This window comes from Roseobacter fucihabitans, assembly GCF_014337925.2.
Classification (GTDB): domain Bacteria; phylum Pseudomonadota; class Alphaproteobacteria; order Rhodobacterales; family Rhodobacteraceae; genus Roseobacter; species Roseobacter fucihabitans.
Map to the genome: position 1 here is coordinate 319,095 of NZ_CP143423.1, position 15,104 is coordinate 334,198.

15 protein-coding genes are annotated in these 15,104 nt (G+C 56.7%); 10 read left to right on the top strand and 5 right to left on the bottom strand.

Annotation, left to right across the window (positions count from 1 at the left end; genetic code table 11):
- The first annotated feature begins 50 nt into the window (after positions 1 to 50).
- The 4 genes from ROLI_RS01565 to ROLI_RS01580 all read left to right on the top strand — a co-directional run bounded on the left by ROLI_RS01565 (position 51) and on the right by ROLI_RS01580 (position 4,066).
- The gene (locus ROLI_RS01565) at positions 51 to 224 is read left to right on the top strand and encodes a phenylalanyl-tRNA synthetase subunit beta (protein WP_187428182.1); all 174 of its coding nucleotides are present in this window, start codon (positions 51 to 53) and stop codon (positions 222 to 224) included.
- Between the two features lie 72 nt (positions 225 to 296).
- The gene (locus ROLI_RS01570; protein ID WP_187428183.1) at positions 297 to 1,112 is read left to right on the top strand and encodes a PHB depolymerase family esterase; all 816 of its coding nucleotides are present in this window, start codon (positions 297 to 299) and stop codon (positions 1,110 to 1,112) included.
- Between the two features lie 87 nt (positions 1,113 to 1,199).
- The gene (gene pheT / locus ROLI_RS01575; protein WP_187428184.1) at positions 1,200 to 3,599 is read left to right on the top strand and encodes a phenylalanine--tRNA ligase subunit beta; all 2,400 of its coding nucleotides are present in this window, start codon (positions 1,200 to 1,202) and stop codon (positions 3,597 to 3,599) included.
- A 17-nt stretch (positions 3,600 to 3,616) separates the two neighbouring features.
- On the top strand, positions 3,617 to 4,066 hold the full coding sequence (locus tag ROLI_RS01580) for a YtoQ family protein (RefSeq protein WP_187428185.1): 450 nt from the start codon (positions 3,617 to 3,619) through the stop codon (positions 4,064 to 4,066).
- 57 nt (positions 4,067 to 4,123) lie between these two features.
- On the opposite strand, the gene ROLI_RS01585 is transcribed toward ROLI_RS01580, so the two are convergent.
- Entirely contained in the window at positions 4,124 to 4,828 is a 705-nt protein-coding gene (locus ROLI_RS01585; protein ID WP_187428186.1) for a glutathione S-transferase family protein, read from the bottom strand.
- A 145-nt stretch (positions 4,829 to 4,973) separates the two neighbouring features.
- Between ROLI_RS01585 and mscL the strand changes: the two genes are divergently transcribed.
- Positions 4,974 to 5,402, top strand: coding sequence for a large conductance mechanosensitive channel protein MscL (gene mscL / locus ROLI_RS01590; protein ID WP_187428187.1), 429 nt, complete (start codon positions 4,974 to 4,976; stop codon positions 5,400 to 5,402).
- Positions 5,403 to 5,651: 249 nt separating this feature from the next.
- Here the strand turns inward: mscL and ald are convergent, their stop codons facing one another.
- Positions 5,652 to 6,770 (bottom strand): alanine dehydrogenase, encoded by a 1,119-nt coding sequence (ald, locus tag ROLI_RS01595; RefSeq protein WP_187428188.1) that lies wholly within the window; start codon positions 6,768 to 6,770, stop codon positions 5,652 to 5,654.
- Positions 6,771 to 6,911: 141 nt separating this feature from the next.
- Between ald and ROLI_RS01600 the strand changes: the two genes are divergently transcribed.
- The gene (locus tag ROLI_RS01600) at positions 6,912 to 7,370 is read left to right on the top strand and encodes an Lrp/AsnC family transcriptional regulator (RefSeq protein WP_187428189.1); all 459 of its coding nucleotides are present in this window, start codon (positions 6,912 to 6,914) and stop codon (positions 7,368 to 7,370) included.
- A 251-nt stretch (positions 7,371 to 7,621) separates the two neighbouring features.
- Here the strand turns inward: ROLI_RS01600 and ROLI_RS01605 are convergent, their stop codons facing one another.
- Both ROLI_RS01605 and rpsU read right to left on the bottom strand, forming a co-directional pair.
- Entirely contained in the window at positions 7,622 to 9,601 is a 1,980-nt protein-coding gene (locus ROLI_RS01605) for a bifunctional diguanylate cyclase/phosphodiesterase (RefSeq protein ID WP_187428190.1), read from the bottom strand.
- Positions 9,602 to 10,110: 509 nt separating this feature from the next.
- Positions 10,111 to 10,317, bottom strand: a complete 207-nt coding sequence (rpsU, locus tag ROLI_RS01610; RefSeq protein WP_007118112.1) for a 30S ribosomal protein S21 — start codon at positions 10,315 to 10,317, stop codon at positions 10,111 to 10,113.
- A gap of 114 nt (positions 10,318 to 10,431) precedes the next feature.
- Between rpsU and ROLI_RS01615 the strand changes: the two genes are divergently transcribed.
- The 3 genes from ROLI_RS01615 to ROLI_RS01625 all read left to right on the top strand — a co-directional run bounded on the left by ROLI_RS01615 (position 10,432) and on the right by ROLI_RS01625 (position 13,273).
- Positions 10,432 to 11,130 carry a COQ9 family protein gene (locus tag ROLI_RS01615; protein ID WP_187428191.1) on the top strand — a complete coding sequence of 233 codons (699 nt, stop codon included), beginning with the start codon at positions 10,432 to 10,434 and terminating at the stop codon, positions 11,128 to 11,130.
- A 118-nt stretch (positions 11,131 to 11,248) separates the two neighbouring features.
- Positions 11,249 to 12,235 carry an NAD(P)H-quinone oxidoreductase gene (locus ROLI_RS01620; RefSeq protein ID WP_187428346.1) on the top strand — a complete coding sequence of 329 codons (987 nt, stop codon included), beginning with the start codon at positions 11,249 to 11,251 and terminating at the stop codon, positions 12,233 to 12,235.
- Between the two features lie 63 nt (positions 12,236 to 12,298).
- Complete coding sequence (locus ROLI_RS01625) at positions 12,299 to 13,273, top strand: quinone oxidoreductase (protein ID WP_187428192.1); 975 nt, start codon at positions 12,299 to 12,301, stop codon at positions 13,271 to 13,273.
- Here ROLI_RS01625 and ROLI_RS01630 read toward each other — a convergent pair.
- On the bottom strand, positions 13,270 to 13,899 hold the full coding sequence (locus tag ROLI_RS01630; RefSeq protein ID WP_187428193.1) for a ribonuclease T2 family protein: 630 nt from the start codon (positions 13,897 to 13,899) through the stop codon (positions 13,270 to 13,272). The two genes, ROLI_RS01625 and ROLI_RS01630, sit on opposite strands and share 4 nt — an antisense overlap.
- Before the next feature lie 139 nt (positions 13,900 to 14,038).
- Between ROLI_RS01630 and ROLI_RS01635 the strand changes: the two genes are divergently transcribed.
- A complete protein-coding gene (locus ROLI_RS01635) occupies positions 14,039 to 14,812 on the top strand; it encodes a DUF1013 domain-containing protein (RefSeq protein ID WP_187428194.1) in 774 nt (257 codons plus the stop codon).
- Positions 14,813 to 15,104: the final 292 nt, after the last annotated feature.

A 15,104-nucleotide genomic window follows, 5' to 3' on the forward strand; every position in this document is an offset into this window, starting at 1 on the left:
ATGATCAGGACAATTCTGGGTTGGGTTCCCGCGCCATTTTGGTGGGCATAATGGTATGTCTTATCGTGGTGGCGCATGTCTTTATGTGGCTGTCCGACATGCCGCGTGATCTCAAAATTGCCTTCACGGTTCTGAATGCGGCCGGGTGGACAATTGTTCTGGCCCCGATTCTGTTGGTGGACAGATGGCTCGCCTCTATCCGCTCGCGCAATCGCGACGACTGATTGCCCAACATCCCTGGCGGTATTACACAGTCGTGATGTGACAAGCGCCCGTGGGTCGGTAGCCTGTGATCCATGAAATTACTGGTTTTAGTGTTCGCCCTGATGGTCACACCTGTGCTTGCCATGGGGCCTTGGAAAGAGGCCTGCGAGGGTGCCGTGCCCTGTCCGCTTGGGGAGCGTAGTTATCATATCAAAGAACCTGATGGTTGGGATGGGGTGTCGCCGCTTCCTCTTTTGATGCATTTTCACGGCTGGCAGCGCCAGGGCACGCTGCAGGGCACGCTGATTGTGCGCCATGACCGTATTTCTGGTGCGACGCGCAAACGCGGCGTTCTGCTCGTGGCACCCAATGGTCTGCGGCGCAGTTGGGACTTCTGGAAACCCGGCAGCGGTGATGTGGATTTCGCGCGCGCCGTGCTGGAGGATGTGAAAGCCCGCTATCAGGTGCGCGACAAACAGGTCTTTGTTTCCGGCTATTCCTGGGGCAGCAACATGGCATGGCGCTTTGTCTGTGAGGATGGCAATGACATCGCGGCCCTTCTGGCCATTTCTGGCGCGCTGGATCAGCGGGAAACCTGCGCGACCGCGCCAACAGAAGTGCGCCAGGTTTACGGTTTGAACGATCAGGTGCTGCGCTTTCCTCAAGGGCCGAACGGCGAACAGGATCACGCGGTACGCCTGCGGCGTGACAAATTTGGCTGTGGCACCGGCCAATCTTTCGGCACCTGGCAGCAGGTTCCCTTCCTGACGCTCGAACGCACTGTCTGGGAGGATTGCATTTCCGGACGTATCAGCCTCGATATCCACCCCGGCGGACACTTTATTCCGCATGGCTGGATCGCGCGCCAGTTGGATGAATTGCTGGGTCTGACGAATTCATACCCGTAGGGTGGGCCTTTGGGCCACCTATGGCTTTCCCCCCCGCGCGCTTTGGGCTATCACGGCGCGATACAGAATTGACGCTGGTGATACCCCATGAAATTCACGCTCTCCTGGTTGAAAGACCATCTGGACACAACTGCCACGCTGGACGAGATCGTCTATGCCCTCACCGACCTTGGGCTGGAGGTCGAGGGCGTCGAGGATCGCGGCGCGAAGCTGGGTGATTTTACCATCGGCTATGTGAAATCCGCCGAAAAACACCCCGACGCGGACCGCCTGCGGGTGTGCCAGGTGGACACGGATGAGGGCGTAAAGCAGATCATCTGCGGTGCGCCCAATGCGCGCCAAGGCATCACCGTGGTGGTGGCCAAGCCCGGCGTCTACGTTCCTGGCATCGACACGACCATCGGCGTCGGCAAAATCCGCGGCATTGAGAGCTTCGGGATGATGGCCTCCGAGCGCGAGATGGAACTCAGCGACGAACATGACGGGATCATCGAATTACCCTCCGGCGAGGTCGGGCAGCCCTTCGTCGAGTGGCTTGCCAAAAATGACCCCGCAAAAGTCGACCCGGTGATCGAAATCGCGATCACGCCCAACCGACCCGATGCCCTGGGGGTGCGTGGTATCGCGCGGGATCTCGCCGCGCGCGGTCTTGGTAAGCTGATCAAACGCGAAACACCTGCGGTTGACGGCACCTTCCCCTGCCCGATCAGCGTCGCCATCGAAGGGGACACGCTGGAGCAATGCCCGGTCTTTTACGGTCGCGTTATTCGCGGTGTCACCAACGGGCCATCCCCCGCCTGGTTGCAGGATTGCCTGCGTGCCATCGGGTTGCGGCCGATTTCCTTTCTGGTCGATGTCACGAATTTCTTCACCTACGACCGCAACCGCCCCTTGCACGTCTTTGATGTCGATAAGATCGCCGGCGACACCCTGCGGGTGCATCGTGCCAAGGGCGGTGAAACGCTGATGGCGCTTGATGAAAAGGAGTATACCTTTCAGGAAGGCATGACGCTCATATCGGGCGCAAATGGTGTGGAGAGCATCGCGGGCGTCATGGGCGGGCTTGCTTCCGGGTGCACCGAAGAAACCACATCTGTTTTTATCGAGGCGGCCTATTTCGATCCGGTGCGCACGGCCTACACGGGCCGCGCGCTCAAAATCAATTCGGACGCGCGTTATCGTTTTGAGCGCGGGATTGACCCGGCCTGGACGCCCTATGGCATAGAACATGCGACGCGTATGATCCTTGATCATGCCGGCGGTGAGGCCTCCGAGGTGATCGTCGCGGGCAAGGTGCCGAACACGGACCGTGCCTATAAGCTGGATGCGGCACGGGTGCAGTCCCTTGTCGGTATGGATATTCCTGAAAGCGAGCAGCGCCAGACCCTGACCTCCCTTGGCTTCATCCTAGAGGGCAACCTCGCCCATGTGCCAAGCTGGCGTCCCGATGTGCAGGGCGAAGCGGACCTGGTCGAAGAGGTCGCGCGGATTGCTTCGCTGACCAAATTGCAGGGACGCCCCTTGCCGCGCATTACACAAGGCGTGTCAAAACCAATCCTCTCACCGATGCAGCGCCGCGAGGCGATTGCACGACGCACCTGTGCGGCGCTTGGGTATAACGAATGTGTGTCCTACAGTTTCATTGATCAGGCCGCCGCCAGCCTTTTTGGCGGCGGAGATGATGCCACGCGCCTCGAAAACCCGATCAGCAGTGATATGAGCCATATGCGCCCCGCGCTCCTGCCGGGCCTGCTGCAAGCTGCGGCCCGCAATCAGGCGCGCGGCTTTGCCGATTTCGCCTTGTTTGAAGTTGGCGCGGCTTTCCATGGCGGTGAACCGGGTGAGCAGCACCTCTTGGTCAGTGGTGTTTTGGTGGGCCGTACCGGGCCAAAGGATGTGCATGGCACCTCGCGCGCGGGTGATGTGTTTGACGTGAAGGCCGATGCGGAGGCGGTTCTGGCCGCTATGGGCGCACCCGCCAAGGTGCAGATATTGCGTGGGGCGGATGCCTGCTGGCATCCCGGACGCCACGGCATGATCTGTCTCGGGCCCAAAAAAATCCTTGGGGTTTTCGGCGAGCTGCACCCGCGCGTGCTTCAGGCGATGGACGTCAAAGGACCGGTCATGGGGTTCACGCTCTGGCCCGCCGAGGTTCCGATGCCGCGCAAGAGCGGTGCCAGCCGCGGTGCTTTGCAAATCAGCGACCTGCAAGCGGTAGAGCGGGATTTTGCGTTCGTCGTGGAGGCACATGTCGAGGCGCTGACGCTGGTGAATGCGGCGATGGGCGCGGATAAGGCGCTGATCGAAGATGTGCGAGTGTTTGACGAATTCATCGGCGGCAGCCTGGGGGAGGGTAAGAAGTCCCTTGCGCTGACCATACGGATGCAGCCAAGGACCGAAACGCTGAAGGAAAAAGACATCGAGATCGTCAGTGCGAAGGTGATCGAGAAGATCACCAAGGCCACGGGCGGTGTCTTGCGAGTGTGAGCGGAAAGGACGCGAAAATGACTTTGAAGGTATATTTGTCGGGTGAAATTCATACGGATTGGCGCGATCAGATCCGGGCCGGTGCTGCGGCGCTGGATGTGACGTTCGATAACCCGGTGACCGATCACGCCGCCAGTGATGATTGCGGCGTCGCGATCCTTGGTGGTGAAGGCAACAAGTATTGGCATGACCATAAGGGGGCGATGGTCAACGCCATCCGGACCCGCAAGGGCATCGCAGATGCAGATGTTGTCGTCGTGCGGTTTGGCGATCAATACAAGCAATGGAACGCTGCTTTTGATGCTGGTTATGCATCAGCATTGGGCAAGTCTTTGATTATCCTGCATGGGCCGGATCACGCGCATGCCCTGAAAGAAGTGGATGCCGCGGCATTGGCCGTAGCGCAGGAACCCGCACAGGTCGTCGAAATCCTGCAATATGTTCTGACCGGCAAGCTGCCCGGCTAGTTCGGCGTCGCGCAGGGTGGCCTGAAAGCCCACCTTACGGCGGCCCCATGTCAACGCTTAGGCGGGTTCGCGAGGGGGTATTTGCAATCCCTTCACAACGGCTGGACGTTCCAGAAAGCGATCCAGATAAGCCGCGGCATTTTTGTAATCGCCAAATCCGACGGCGTCTCTGGCACCGTAGAAGTCCAAAGCCCGCAACCAAGGCGCTATGGCGATATCGGCAATGGAGTAGTCTCCGGCAATCCAGGTTTTGTCTTCAAGCACGCCGTCAATGACCCCCAGCAACCGTTTTGCCTCCCCAATATAGCGTTGCTGTGGGCGCTTATCCTCCCAATTGGACCCCGCGAATTTGTAAAAGAACCCGAGCTGTCCAAACATCGGACCCAATCCCCCCATCTGAAACATCAGCCATTGGATGATCTGCGCTTTTTGCGAGGCTGTCGTTCCGAGCAGTTGCCCCGATTTTTCCCCCAGATAGATCAGGATCGCGCCGCTTTCGAAAAGCGTCAACGGCTTGCCATCGGGGCCATTGGGATCAATGATCGCGGGGATTTTATTGTTGGGATTCAAGGACAAGAACGCGGGGCTTTTTACATCCGCGTCCGACAGGGTGACAGTGTGGGCCTCATAGGGAATTCCCATCTCCTCCAATGCGATGGAGACTTTCACACCGTTTGGCGTCGGAAAGGAATAGAGTTGTAGAACGCTGGTGTCCTTTGGGGACCATTTATCGGTGATCTCAAATGTGGATAGGTCGGCCATTGGGGTCTCCATCATGGGTGTCTGACAAAAGATAGGCGAAATTCCCCCCATAAACAGCCTCGCTCACGCGCAGCAGTATGTTAACAAATGCACATTGGGTAAACAGACACATCAGAACATAAAAAGATAAAGAAGAGGGACAGAAATGATCAAAGAATTCAAGGATTTCATAGCCAAAGGCAATGTCATGGACATGGCTGTCGGTATCATCATCGGGGCCGCCTTTACCGCCATTGTGACGTCTCTGGTGGGGGATTTGATTAACCCGGTGATCGCATTATTCACTGGCGGTATTGATTTCTCGGGGTGGTTTTACGTGCTCGGTGAAGAGAGTTTTGCCTCAATAGAGGCGGCGACGGAGGCCGGTGTGCCCGTTTTCGCCGTGGGAAAATTCGTGATGGCGGTGATGAATTTTACAATCGTTGCCTTTGTGGTTTTTCTTTTGGTCAAGATGGTGAACCGGATCAAGGACGCTGCTGAAAAAGAAGCGGAAACGCCGCCTGAGGTGCCAAAGGGACCCTCCGAACTGGATGTGCTTCTTGAGATCCGAGATGCTTTGAAGCGCTCTGATTAAACTATTGCACAACGACCTGTGTCAAAGCGCAGGTCGTTGTGCCATTTCGGCAGTGTCATGCATGTCCCAGTCACCTTGATCAATCAGGCCCTGGGTTATGGCTTTATCAAATCCTCAAGGTTTGCTGATCCCGTTTGGTGGGGTACGGCGGACCGTCACCGCGTGAAATATGATCGGATCAACTGTTTGCTGCGTCCGGCGTCCGGCTCAATACCGCTCATGCGGATCCGCCGGAGCTTAGGAATTCCTTTAGCTCTTGATGGCCAGATTGGGCGATGTGACATCCATTCCCAACGCCTTGCCGACCGCGTAATAAGTCAATTTCCCGGCATGAACATTCAGGCCGTTCATCAAATGCGGGTCGTCCGAACATGCTTGGCGCCACCCTTTGTCCGCCAGGGCCAACATATAGGGCATGGTCGCGTTACCCAGCGCAATGGTCGAGGTACGCGCAACCGCGCCGGGCATGTTGGCCACGCAATAATGCATGATCCCATCCACCTCATAAACCGGAGCTTCATGGGTCGTTGCCTTTGATGTCTCAAAGCACCCGCCCTGATCAATTGCGACATCTACCAAAGCAGCACCCGGTTTGAGCAGGCTGAGTTGTTTACGGCTGATCAACTTTGGGGCAGCGGCGCCGGGGATCAGCACCGCGCCGATGATCATATCCGCCGCCTGCGCCAATTCGATGGTATTGCCCGCAGAGGCGAAGGAGGTCTTGAACGTACCACCGTAGACGTCATCAAGATAACGCAACCGGGGCAATGAGCGGTCCAGGACCGTCACGTCGGCCCCCATACCGGCGGCGATTTTTGCGGCATGTGTCCCCACCACACCGCCGCCGATGACCACGACACGTGCGGGTCCGACGCCGGGCACACCACCCATCAAGACGCCGCGCCCGCCATTGGCTTTTTGCAATGTCCATGCACCGACCTGAGGCGCGAGACGGCCGGCGACCTCGGACATCGGCGCGAGAAGGGGCAATCCGCCGCGCTCATCCGTAACGGTTTCATAGGCAATGCATGTGGCACCGGACGCCAGAAGGTCGTGTGTTTGTTCGGGGTCCGGCGCAAGGTGCAAATAGGTGAAGAGCAACTGGCCCTCGCGTAGCATTTTACGCTCTCCGGCCTGGGGTTCTTTTACTTTGACGATCATCTCAGCCTTGGCAAAGACCTCTTTGGCCGTTTCGATAATCTGCGCGCCGGCGGCGACGTAATCTGCGTCCTCAAACCCCGCGCCATTGCCCGCGCCTGCCTGTATCAAGACGCTATGGCCGTGATTGACAGCCTCGTATGCGGCATTTGGGGTAACGCCGACGCGAAACTCCTGTGGTTTGATTTCCGTTGGGCAACCGATGATCATTGATATCTCCTAAGAGGAATTGTTTTGTGCGGATGATACGGAGAGCAGAGCGCAATATCGTTTCAAAGGAGCCTCGTAATTAGGTAGTATTTGCGAATATAATTGCGCTCATTTTGGTATTAGCAGGAGAAAAATGCGCCCATGAGTTTAGATGCAACAGATAAGCGTATTCTTAAGACGCTGCAGCGCAAGGGTCGCATGCCAAATGCTGAATTGAGCGAGGTCGTGAACCTATCGCCGTCGGCCTGTCATCGACGGGTTCAGCGTTTGGAAAAGGACGGGTACATCCGAGATTACGTCGCGCTTCTGGATGCCCGAAAAATGTGTGTGCCGACGACTGTGTTTGTTGAAATAACATTGCAAGGGCAGGCTGACGAGGTGCTGGAAGCGTTCGAAAAAGCAGTGCGTCTTATCCCCGATGTCCTCGAATGTCACTTGATGGCTGGAAGCGCGGATTATCTTTTGAAAGTTGTTGCGGAAAACACGGATGATTTTGCCCGCATCCATCGACAGTATCTGGCGCGCTTGCCGGGCGTTGGGCAAATGCAATCGAGCTTTGCGCTACGCACGGTATTCAAAACCACGGCGCTTCCGGTCTGAAACAAACCACTTCTTTGTAGTGATCTGGCGCAAGCTTCGGTTCGAGGCCAGGAAGCCTGTAGCTCTTCGTGGGTTTTCTTGAATATCCGCGGTAAGGTTTCGACCTTATGATGTTAGTTTGAAAAATGATGTGCCTTTTTAGACTGATGCAGCTGATTGCCGCCCTTGATGAGGCCCGGAACCGCAGAGATCAGACCTTCAGCGCCTCTCATTTCTCTTTAAAATACAAAGTCCCCCAGTTGACGATCGCCTTACTGCGTATCGGAAGAACTCTCAGCCGTCATGCCGGCCAGTGCGCGCAAAGCTTGATCCGCCGGCATGGGCTTGCCGAAATGAAACCCCTGGTACTGATCACAGTCTAAATGATCCAGCATTTCTTGATGGCCTTGGGTTTCGATCCCCTCAACGGTCACCTTCATACCCATTTTATGCCCAAGTGTGACGATGGTTTCGATGATTTGACCGTAACGATTCTTGTCAAAGTCAAACCCTTCCAAGAAAACGCGATCGATCTTCAACTTGTCAAAACTGTATTTCCACAGGTAGCCCAAACTTGAATAACCGGTCCCGAAATCATCCATTGCGATGGAAATGCCCATTTGCTTCAAGCCGACCAATTGATCCGATACCCGCTGTTCATCTGCCATCAGAAGACCTTCGGTCACTTCAAATTCCAGCCGTCGCGCTGGAAAATCGAGTTCTTGGAGTGTGTCCGCGACCAAACTGACCAGGTCTCCCCGCTTGAATTGTGCCGGTGACAGGTTCACGGATACAAAAACATCCTCCGGCCAGGCTTTTGCGTTGAGGACTGCGTCACGCAAGATGAAGGCACCGATTTGTTCGATCATACCGCTTTCTTCGGCGATGGGAATAAATTCGGATGGCGGAATCGGGGCACCGTCATTCCCGTATAAACGCAGCAATGCCTCGAACCCGACAATCTTCTTGTTTTGCGGGCTGGTGATCGGCTGGAACACTGTCTCAAACTCCTGGTCCCGCATTGCGTCGCGCATACGCGCTTCAATTTCACGACGACGCAGCATTGCGATATCAAGCTCCGGGAAGTACTCGACCATCGCATTTCTTCCCGTCGCCTTCGCGTGATAAAGCGCAAGATCGGCGGCATGCAGCGCGTCTTTACGTGACACCGAAGGTTCGGCGAGATAACAGCCGATACTGACACTCGCCTGCGTGGTTCTGCCCTTATACTCAAAATGCGCCCGCGCATCTTTCAGGATGTTTTCGCCAATTTCCCGCATTTTTTCGCGGCTCACTTTTCGCAGGGTAATTACAAACTCATCGCCTCCCATACGCCCAACCAAATCGTCCGAGCGTACGTTATTCAAGATGACGGAACTGATAAATTGCAGATAGGCGTCGCCAAATTCATGGCCATATTCATCATTCACGCCCTTGAACGTATCAATATCGAGAAAGAAAACACCGACGTTTTCCAGTTGTCCCCTGTTGGCGAACAGCTGCTTGCTTTCGTGGGTCATCGTGTGGCGGTTCAACGTCCCAGTCAGCTGGTCGAAACGCGAGAGCAGGGCAACCTTTTCGGTTCTGGCATGCGCCTGCTCGCGTTTTATGACATATGCAAGGGAGGGCAACGCGTAAAGAAAGGCACAAAGGGCAGGTAAGACCCAAGCAAAGAGCGATAGGGCCTTTGTGTATACGGCGGCACTTTCGGTTTTATCCATGAACAGGCCTATGACACCAATCGCCCTTCCATCTGTATCAAAAGCGGGGACGAACACATGAGCGAAGACGTCCGGATTTTCGGTGTCACTGGGGTGTGAAAAGATGTCTATGAATGGTGATCCGGTGCCCAGGACGCGTTGCGCGTGAACATCCGGGTTTCGGTCAGACTGTCTTTTGACCACGCCGTAATCCGAAGAATAAACTAACTCCGCATTTATATCGAAAACGGCAAAGGAATGGATTTCGGAAAACTCAATGGCCGCATCCACAACCCGCTGCTGATTGTCAGAGAGGGAGCCTCGTTCCGCAATGTCAATTGCATCGATCATCTCTGCATTGAAGTGAGTGGCCCAATTCAAGGCGACATTTTCGGATTTTGTCATTACGATCTTTTGGACGGCCCAGGCCATGCCGGCATGAACACCGATCAAGATGAGCGCGGTCAAACTGCAGACAAAGAGCAGTGGCATTCCGTACCGCTTAAAGACCGACATGGTCTGATCGGAGGGAGAGAAACTATATTCGGCCACGCCCGTCCTCATTCGTTTGTCATGAGAACTTGCTCTACCGCGCTTTTGTTAAAGGTGCGTGGTCAAGGAGTTGCAATATCTTGATATTTTGTGCCGCATTTTAATAATCCAAGCGGATTTCGAGTGTCACCATTGGGCTGGCGCGCTGCCTCATTGGGGATAGAAATGCGATGTCCGTGAGTTGAGGGCAGCTTCGGATTTGACCCTGAGCACCACGCAGGAATTTAGCCCGGAGCGCCGGATGATTCGGCCGTCGTGATGGCGGCGCGCAACCGCGGTCAAAATGAACCGAGCAGCCGCTGCTGTTCAAGGCTTTGCGCCAGGCGCGGCTTGTGTGAAACACGATCGAACTGCCTGAGCCAGGTTGCGGTTAGACGCTTCCAAGTTTTGGCACAAAAAAACGCTGCCAGAACCAGTTCTGACAGCGTTCCTTATTCATATCCGGTAACCGGATCTCAACGAAAACGATATGTTTATATCGGCTTTCTTGGCTCGGCGGTGGAGATGATTTACATCATACCTTCGCGTTGCGCTTTTTTGCGCGCCAGTTTCCGGGCACGGCGGATCGCTTCAGCTTTCTCGCGTGCTTTTTTCTCGGATGGCTTCTCGAAATGTTGCTTGAGCTTCATTTCACGGAAGACACCTTCACGCTGTAGCTTTTTCTTCAGAGCGCGGAGCGCCTGATCGACATTGTTGTCGCGAACACTAACCTGCATGTGGTTTTCACCACCTTTCTAGTTTGAGTTGCAAGGATTTGCAGGAACTGGGCATATAGCAACCGAACACTATGTTGTCCAGTGTATCGTAGACCACAACCTCGGAGAATCGCCGTGACGCTTTCCTATGAAACCGTAAAAACGCAACTTCTGGACGCCGCACTTGCGCATGTGCCCTTTGATGGATGGTCGGAGGCGACATTTCAGGCCGCGGTGCGCGACACAGATGTGGCCCCAGCGGTTGCGCGATCAGTGTGCCCGCGCGGGGCCGTTGATTTGGCAATTGCATTTCATCATCGCGGTGATCTGGCTATGTTGGACCGCATCAAGGCGCAGGATATGGCTGAGATGAAGTTCCGCGAAAAGGTTACCGCGGCGGTGCGGTTTCGGATCGAGGTGGTCACGGATAAGGAAGCGGTCCGGCGCGGCAGCACATTGTTTGCTCTGCCGATGCATGCGGCGGATGGGGCAAAGCTGATCTGGGGCACGGCGGATCATATCTGGGACGCCTTGGGAGATACGTCCGATGACGTAAATTGGTATACCAAGCGGGCGACGCTGAGCGGTGTGTATTCGGCCACGATTCTGTACTGGCTGGGCGATGACAGCCCGGACAACCGGGCGACTTGGGATTTTCTGGATCGCCGCATCGAGGATGTGATGCAGGTCGAGAAACTGAAAGCACGCGTCCGGAAAAGCCCGACATTGAGCCGGCTGATGACATGCCCGAACTGGGTGATGAGCCGGATCAAGGCACCTGCCAAAATGCCAAAAATGGCGCTGCCTGGCAGTTGGACTGCGCCGCGCGAGTGATGGTGACGCGATGCGCTTCGGGTCAGGGTTCGTCTGAGCGGAGCTTGGGGCTCCGGGGCCTCCGGTTGCCATTCCACTCTGTGCTGTTACGCATGGGCAAGCAAAAAGGAAGATCATGATGCCCCAAATGATGCGCGCTGTTGAGATTGAAAAACCCGGCGGACCGGAGGTGTTAAAACTCACCGAGAGACACCTGCCCGAACCAGCCCATGGGCAGGTTGTGATCAAGGTCGCCTGGGCTGGGGTGAACCGGCCGGATGCCTTGCAGCGCGCCGGGCTTTATGCGCCGCCGCCCACAGCCAGCGATCTGCCGGGCCTGGAAGCGTCCGGAGAGGTCGTTGTAGTGGGCGGGGGTGTGACGGATCTGAAGGTTGGGGATTTGGTCTGCGCGTTGCTGCCGGGCGGGGGATATGCGGAATATGTAGCGACGCCAGCTGCGCATTGCCTGGCCGTCCCGGAAGGTATGGGCTTGAAAGAAGCGGCCTGCCTGCCGGAAACCTATTTCACGGTCTGGTCGAATGTGTTCAACCGTGGCGGATTGAAAGCGGGGGAGCGGTTTTTGGTGCATGGTGGTTCGTCGGGCATCGGCACGACGGCCATCCAATTGGCCAGAGCCTTCGGTGCGCGGGTTTTTGCGACCGCTGGGTCGGCGGATAAATGCGATGCCTGCGCAGCACTTGGGGCCGAAATTGCGATCAATTATCGTGAACAGGATTTTGTGGAAGTGGTGCGCGCAGAAGGTGGCGCGGATGTGATCCTTGATATGGTCGGAGGCGCTTATATCCCACGCAATCTGAAAGCGCTGGCAGAGGATGGGCGGCTGGTGCAGATCGCATTTCTGGGAGGGGCAAAGGTCGAGGTGAATTTTACCACGCTGATGACGCGGCGGCTGAGCATGACGGGCAGTACCTTGCGCCCCCAGAGTGATCTTGCCAAAGCGCGCATTGCAGAGGAATTGCGAGACGCTGTGTGGCCGCTGTTGGCGGCGGGCACGGTGAAGCCGGTGATGGATCAGAGTTTTGATCTGGCGGATGCGCGCAAGGCGCATGCGCGCATGGAGAAATCGGAACATATCGGGAAGATCGTGTTGAAAGTGGGCGGATAAAGGTGGCCTGAAGCCCACCCTACGGTGCCATTCCATCAATTGATATTCTGGGAGAGCAAGCAAATGGCAATGACGGTCATGATCCAAGAAGCCGGCGGACCGGAGGTTTTGAAGCTGTCAGATCGGGAGGTTGGCGCGCCGGGGCCGGGAGAAGTGCGCATCGCTCACAAAGCATGCGGTTTGAATTTCATCGATACCTATCAGCGCAGTGGGCTCTATCCTCTCGCATTGCCGCATGCGTTGGGCATGGAGGCGGCGGGCGTCATAGAGGCCGTGGGCGAGGGCGTTACACATCTGAAGCCCGGTGACCGCGGAGCCTATGCGGCGACGCCGCCGGGGGCCTATTCGGAGGCGCGTGTCATGCCCGCTGCGCAGGTCTGCCCGCTGCCGGATGGTATTTCCTTTGAGGAAGCCGCCGCGATGATGCTCAAGGGTATGACGGTCGAATATCTGTTCCACCGCACCACGCCAATCGCGAAGGGCGATACGGTTCTGTTTCATGCCGCAGCGGGCGGTGTCGGCTTGATCGCTTGCCAATGGGCGCGCTCCGAGGGGATCACGCTGATTGGGACCGCGGGCACGGATGAAAAATGCGCGCTGGCGTTGGAACATGGGGCGACGCATTGCATCAACTACCGGAGCGAGGATTGGGCCGCGCGGGTGCAGGAATTAACCGGTGGCACAGGCGTTGACGTGGTGATGGATGCTGTCGGGGCGGATACGTTCGAGGGATCGCTCAACAGCCTCATGCCCTTGGGCATGATGATTTCTTTTGGTAATGCTTCGGGACCTGTGCCGCCCTTTAATCTCGGCGTTCTGGGGCAAAAGGGATCGTTGAAGTTGACCCGCCCGACGCTGTTCACGCATATCGCGGATCGCGCCTCCTGTCAGGAAATGGCGGATCATCTGTTTGGCAAGGTGTTGTCCGGGGACGTCAAAATCCGCATTGATCAACGCTTCCCACTGCGTGATGTGCGCGCGGCGCATGAGGCGCTGGAAGCGCGCAAAACCACCGGGAGCACGATTTTGCAAATTTAACGTATGGGCGTAAATAGCGCCCCCGTCGCGGTGCAATCGCGCAGCACATCCGCCCCGCACCGGCGCGGCGTGAGATCGCGGGCCAGGCAAATGCGCGCCTCCTGAATGTGGTTGTTCCGACAGGTGATGGTGATCCCGTCCGCCGACAGTCCAGGATTGTCGCGCAGGAAGGCCTCCTCGACCACTGAAGCAGGCAGGCGTATGGGCTCAGCCAGCTTGCGGAAAACCTCGGGCCTTGTGATGCGCCCATAGGCTTCGCGCGACAGGGCATAGTAATCCGTCGCATCCAATCCCGTGCAGCGCCCGTGTTTTTTCCATTGATGGAATGCCAGACCGGGGGTGCCCATGATATCAGACATCTGCGCAGTCACGGCGCGCGATGGGTTGCGCGCTGCCGTGTTGCAATAAGACGGGTAACCGCGCTCGAACTGCGGCCAGAGCCCGTGTAGGATCCAGCCATGGTCCTCACCGGGATCACATTGTATGGAGTCGCGCGCATCGCCTTCCAGCGCGCACCAATTAGGCGACCAGCTCAGGCTGAGCACGAAATAGTCGAACTCCCCAGCCCGCTCGCCCTCTGCCGCCACCGGCACAGCCATCATCAGCCATAATATCATCGCGCGCATTGGCTCTTTCCTTATCTCGCTGTCCTGCCTATATAACACATAAGTTCCCCCAAAATGGAAACCGTCCCAGACCACCGGGAAAGCCTTTTCAGGCGACGGGGAAGGTGTGACCCAGGATTTATGATACAGGAGACCGACAATGGCAAAACCGATCATGGCGAAAGCCACAGCCGTCTGGCTGGTGGATAACACAACGATCAGCTTCAAGCAGATCGCCGATTTTGTCGGCATGCATGAATTGGAAGTGCAGGGCATCGCGGATGGCGATGTGGCACAGGGCGTCAAGGGGTTTGACCCGATTGCCAATAACCAGCTTACGCAGGATGAAATCGATGCGGCGCAAGAAAGCGTGCTGCATAAGCTGCAACTGAAATTCAACGCGGCCGCGCAGGGTGAAGAGAAACGCCGGGGCCCGCGCTATACGCCGCTCTCCAAGCGTCAGGACCGCCCTGCCTCGATCCTCTGGCTGGTGAAGTTCCATCCGGAATTGAGCGATGGGCAGATCAGCAAGCTGGTGGGCACGACTAAGCCGACCATTCAGGCGATCCGCGAGCGGACGCACTGGAACATCTCCAATATTCAACCGATTGACCCGGTTGCTTTGGGTCTGTGCAAACAATCCGAACTGGACCTGATCGTGCAAAAAGCCGCTGCCAAGAAGGCCGCAGATGCGCCGGTGATGAGCGATGATGAGCGCCGCAAACTGGTCAGCACCGAGCAAAGCCTTGGCATGGAGGCCGAGCCAAAGATCCCGACCGCCATTGAGGGTCTGGAAACCTTCACCCTGTCACGCAACGTGGATGAGGATGAAGACAAGGAAAAGGCTGGCGATTTTTCGGATGCAGAGAGCTTTTTCAATCTGCCCGAGGGCACGCATGATGATGAAGACGAAGATGAAACCAAGCGCGACTGAGCCGCGCAAAGTGTCGCAACCGGCATCCTGAGGCTGCCGGTTGCTTCCTGCCGGGAGGGCGCGCGAAAGTGCCATCTGGATGGCTGGGGCGGTTTGTTAAGAACAACCTTTCAGGCCACAGCCTCGAAACGTTCACGCCTTCCGGTTTTGTGATTTTGCCTGGAAACGCGCGCCGATATCTCTCAACAATCGTGTTGCCTCTGGGGCGCATTGTGATCCAACAGACCTGCACCACCCTTTGGGGTTGCGATCCATGCCATGTGGAGGCTGGTTGCGCGTGCTACGACCTCCC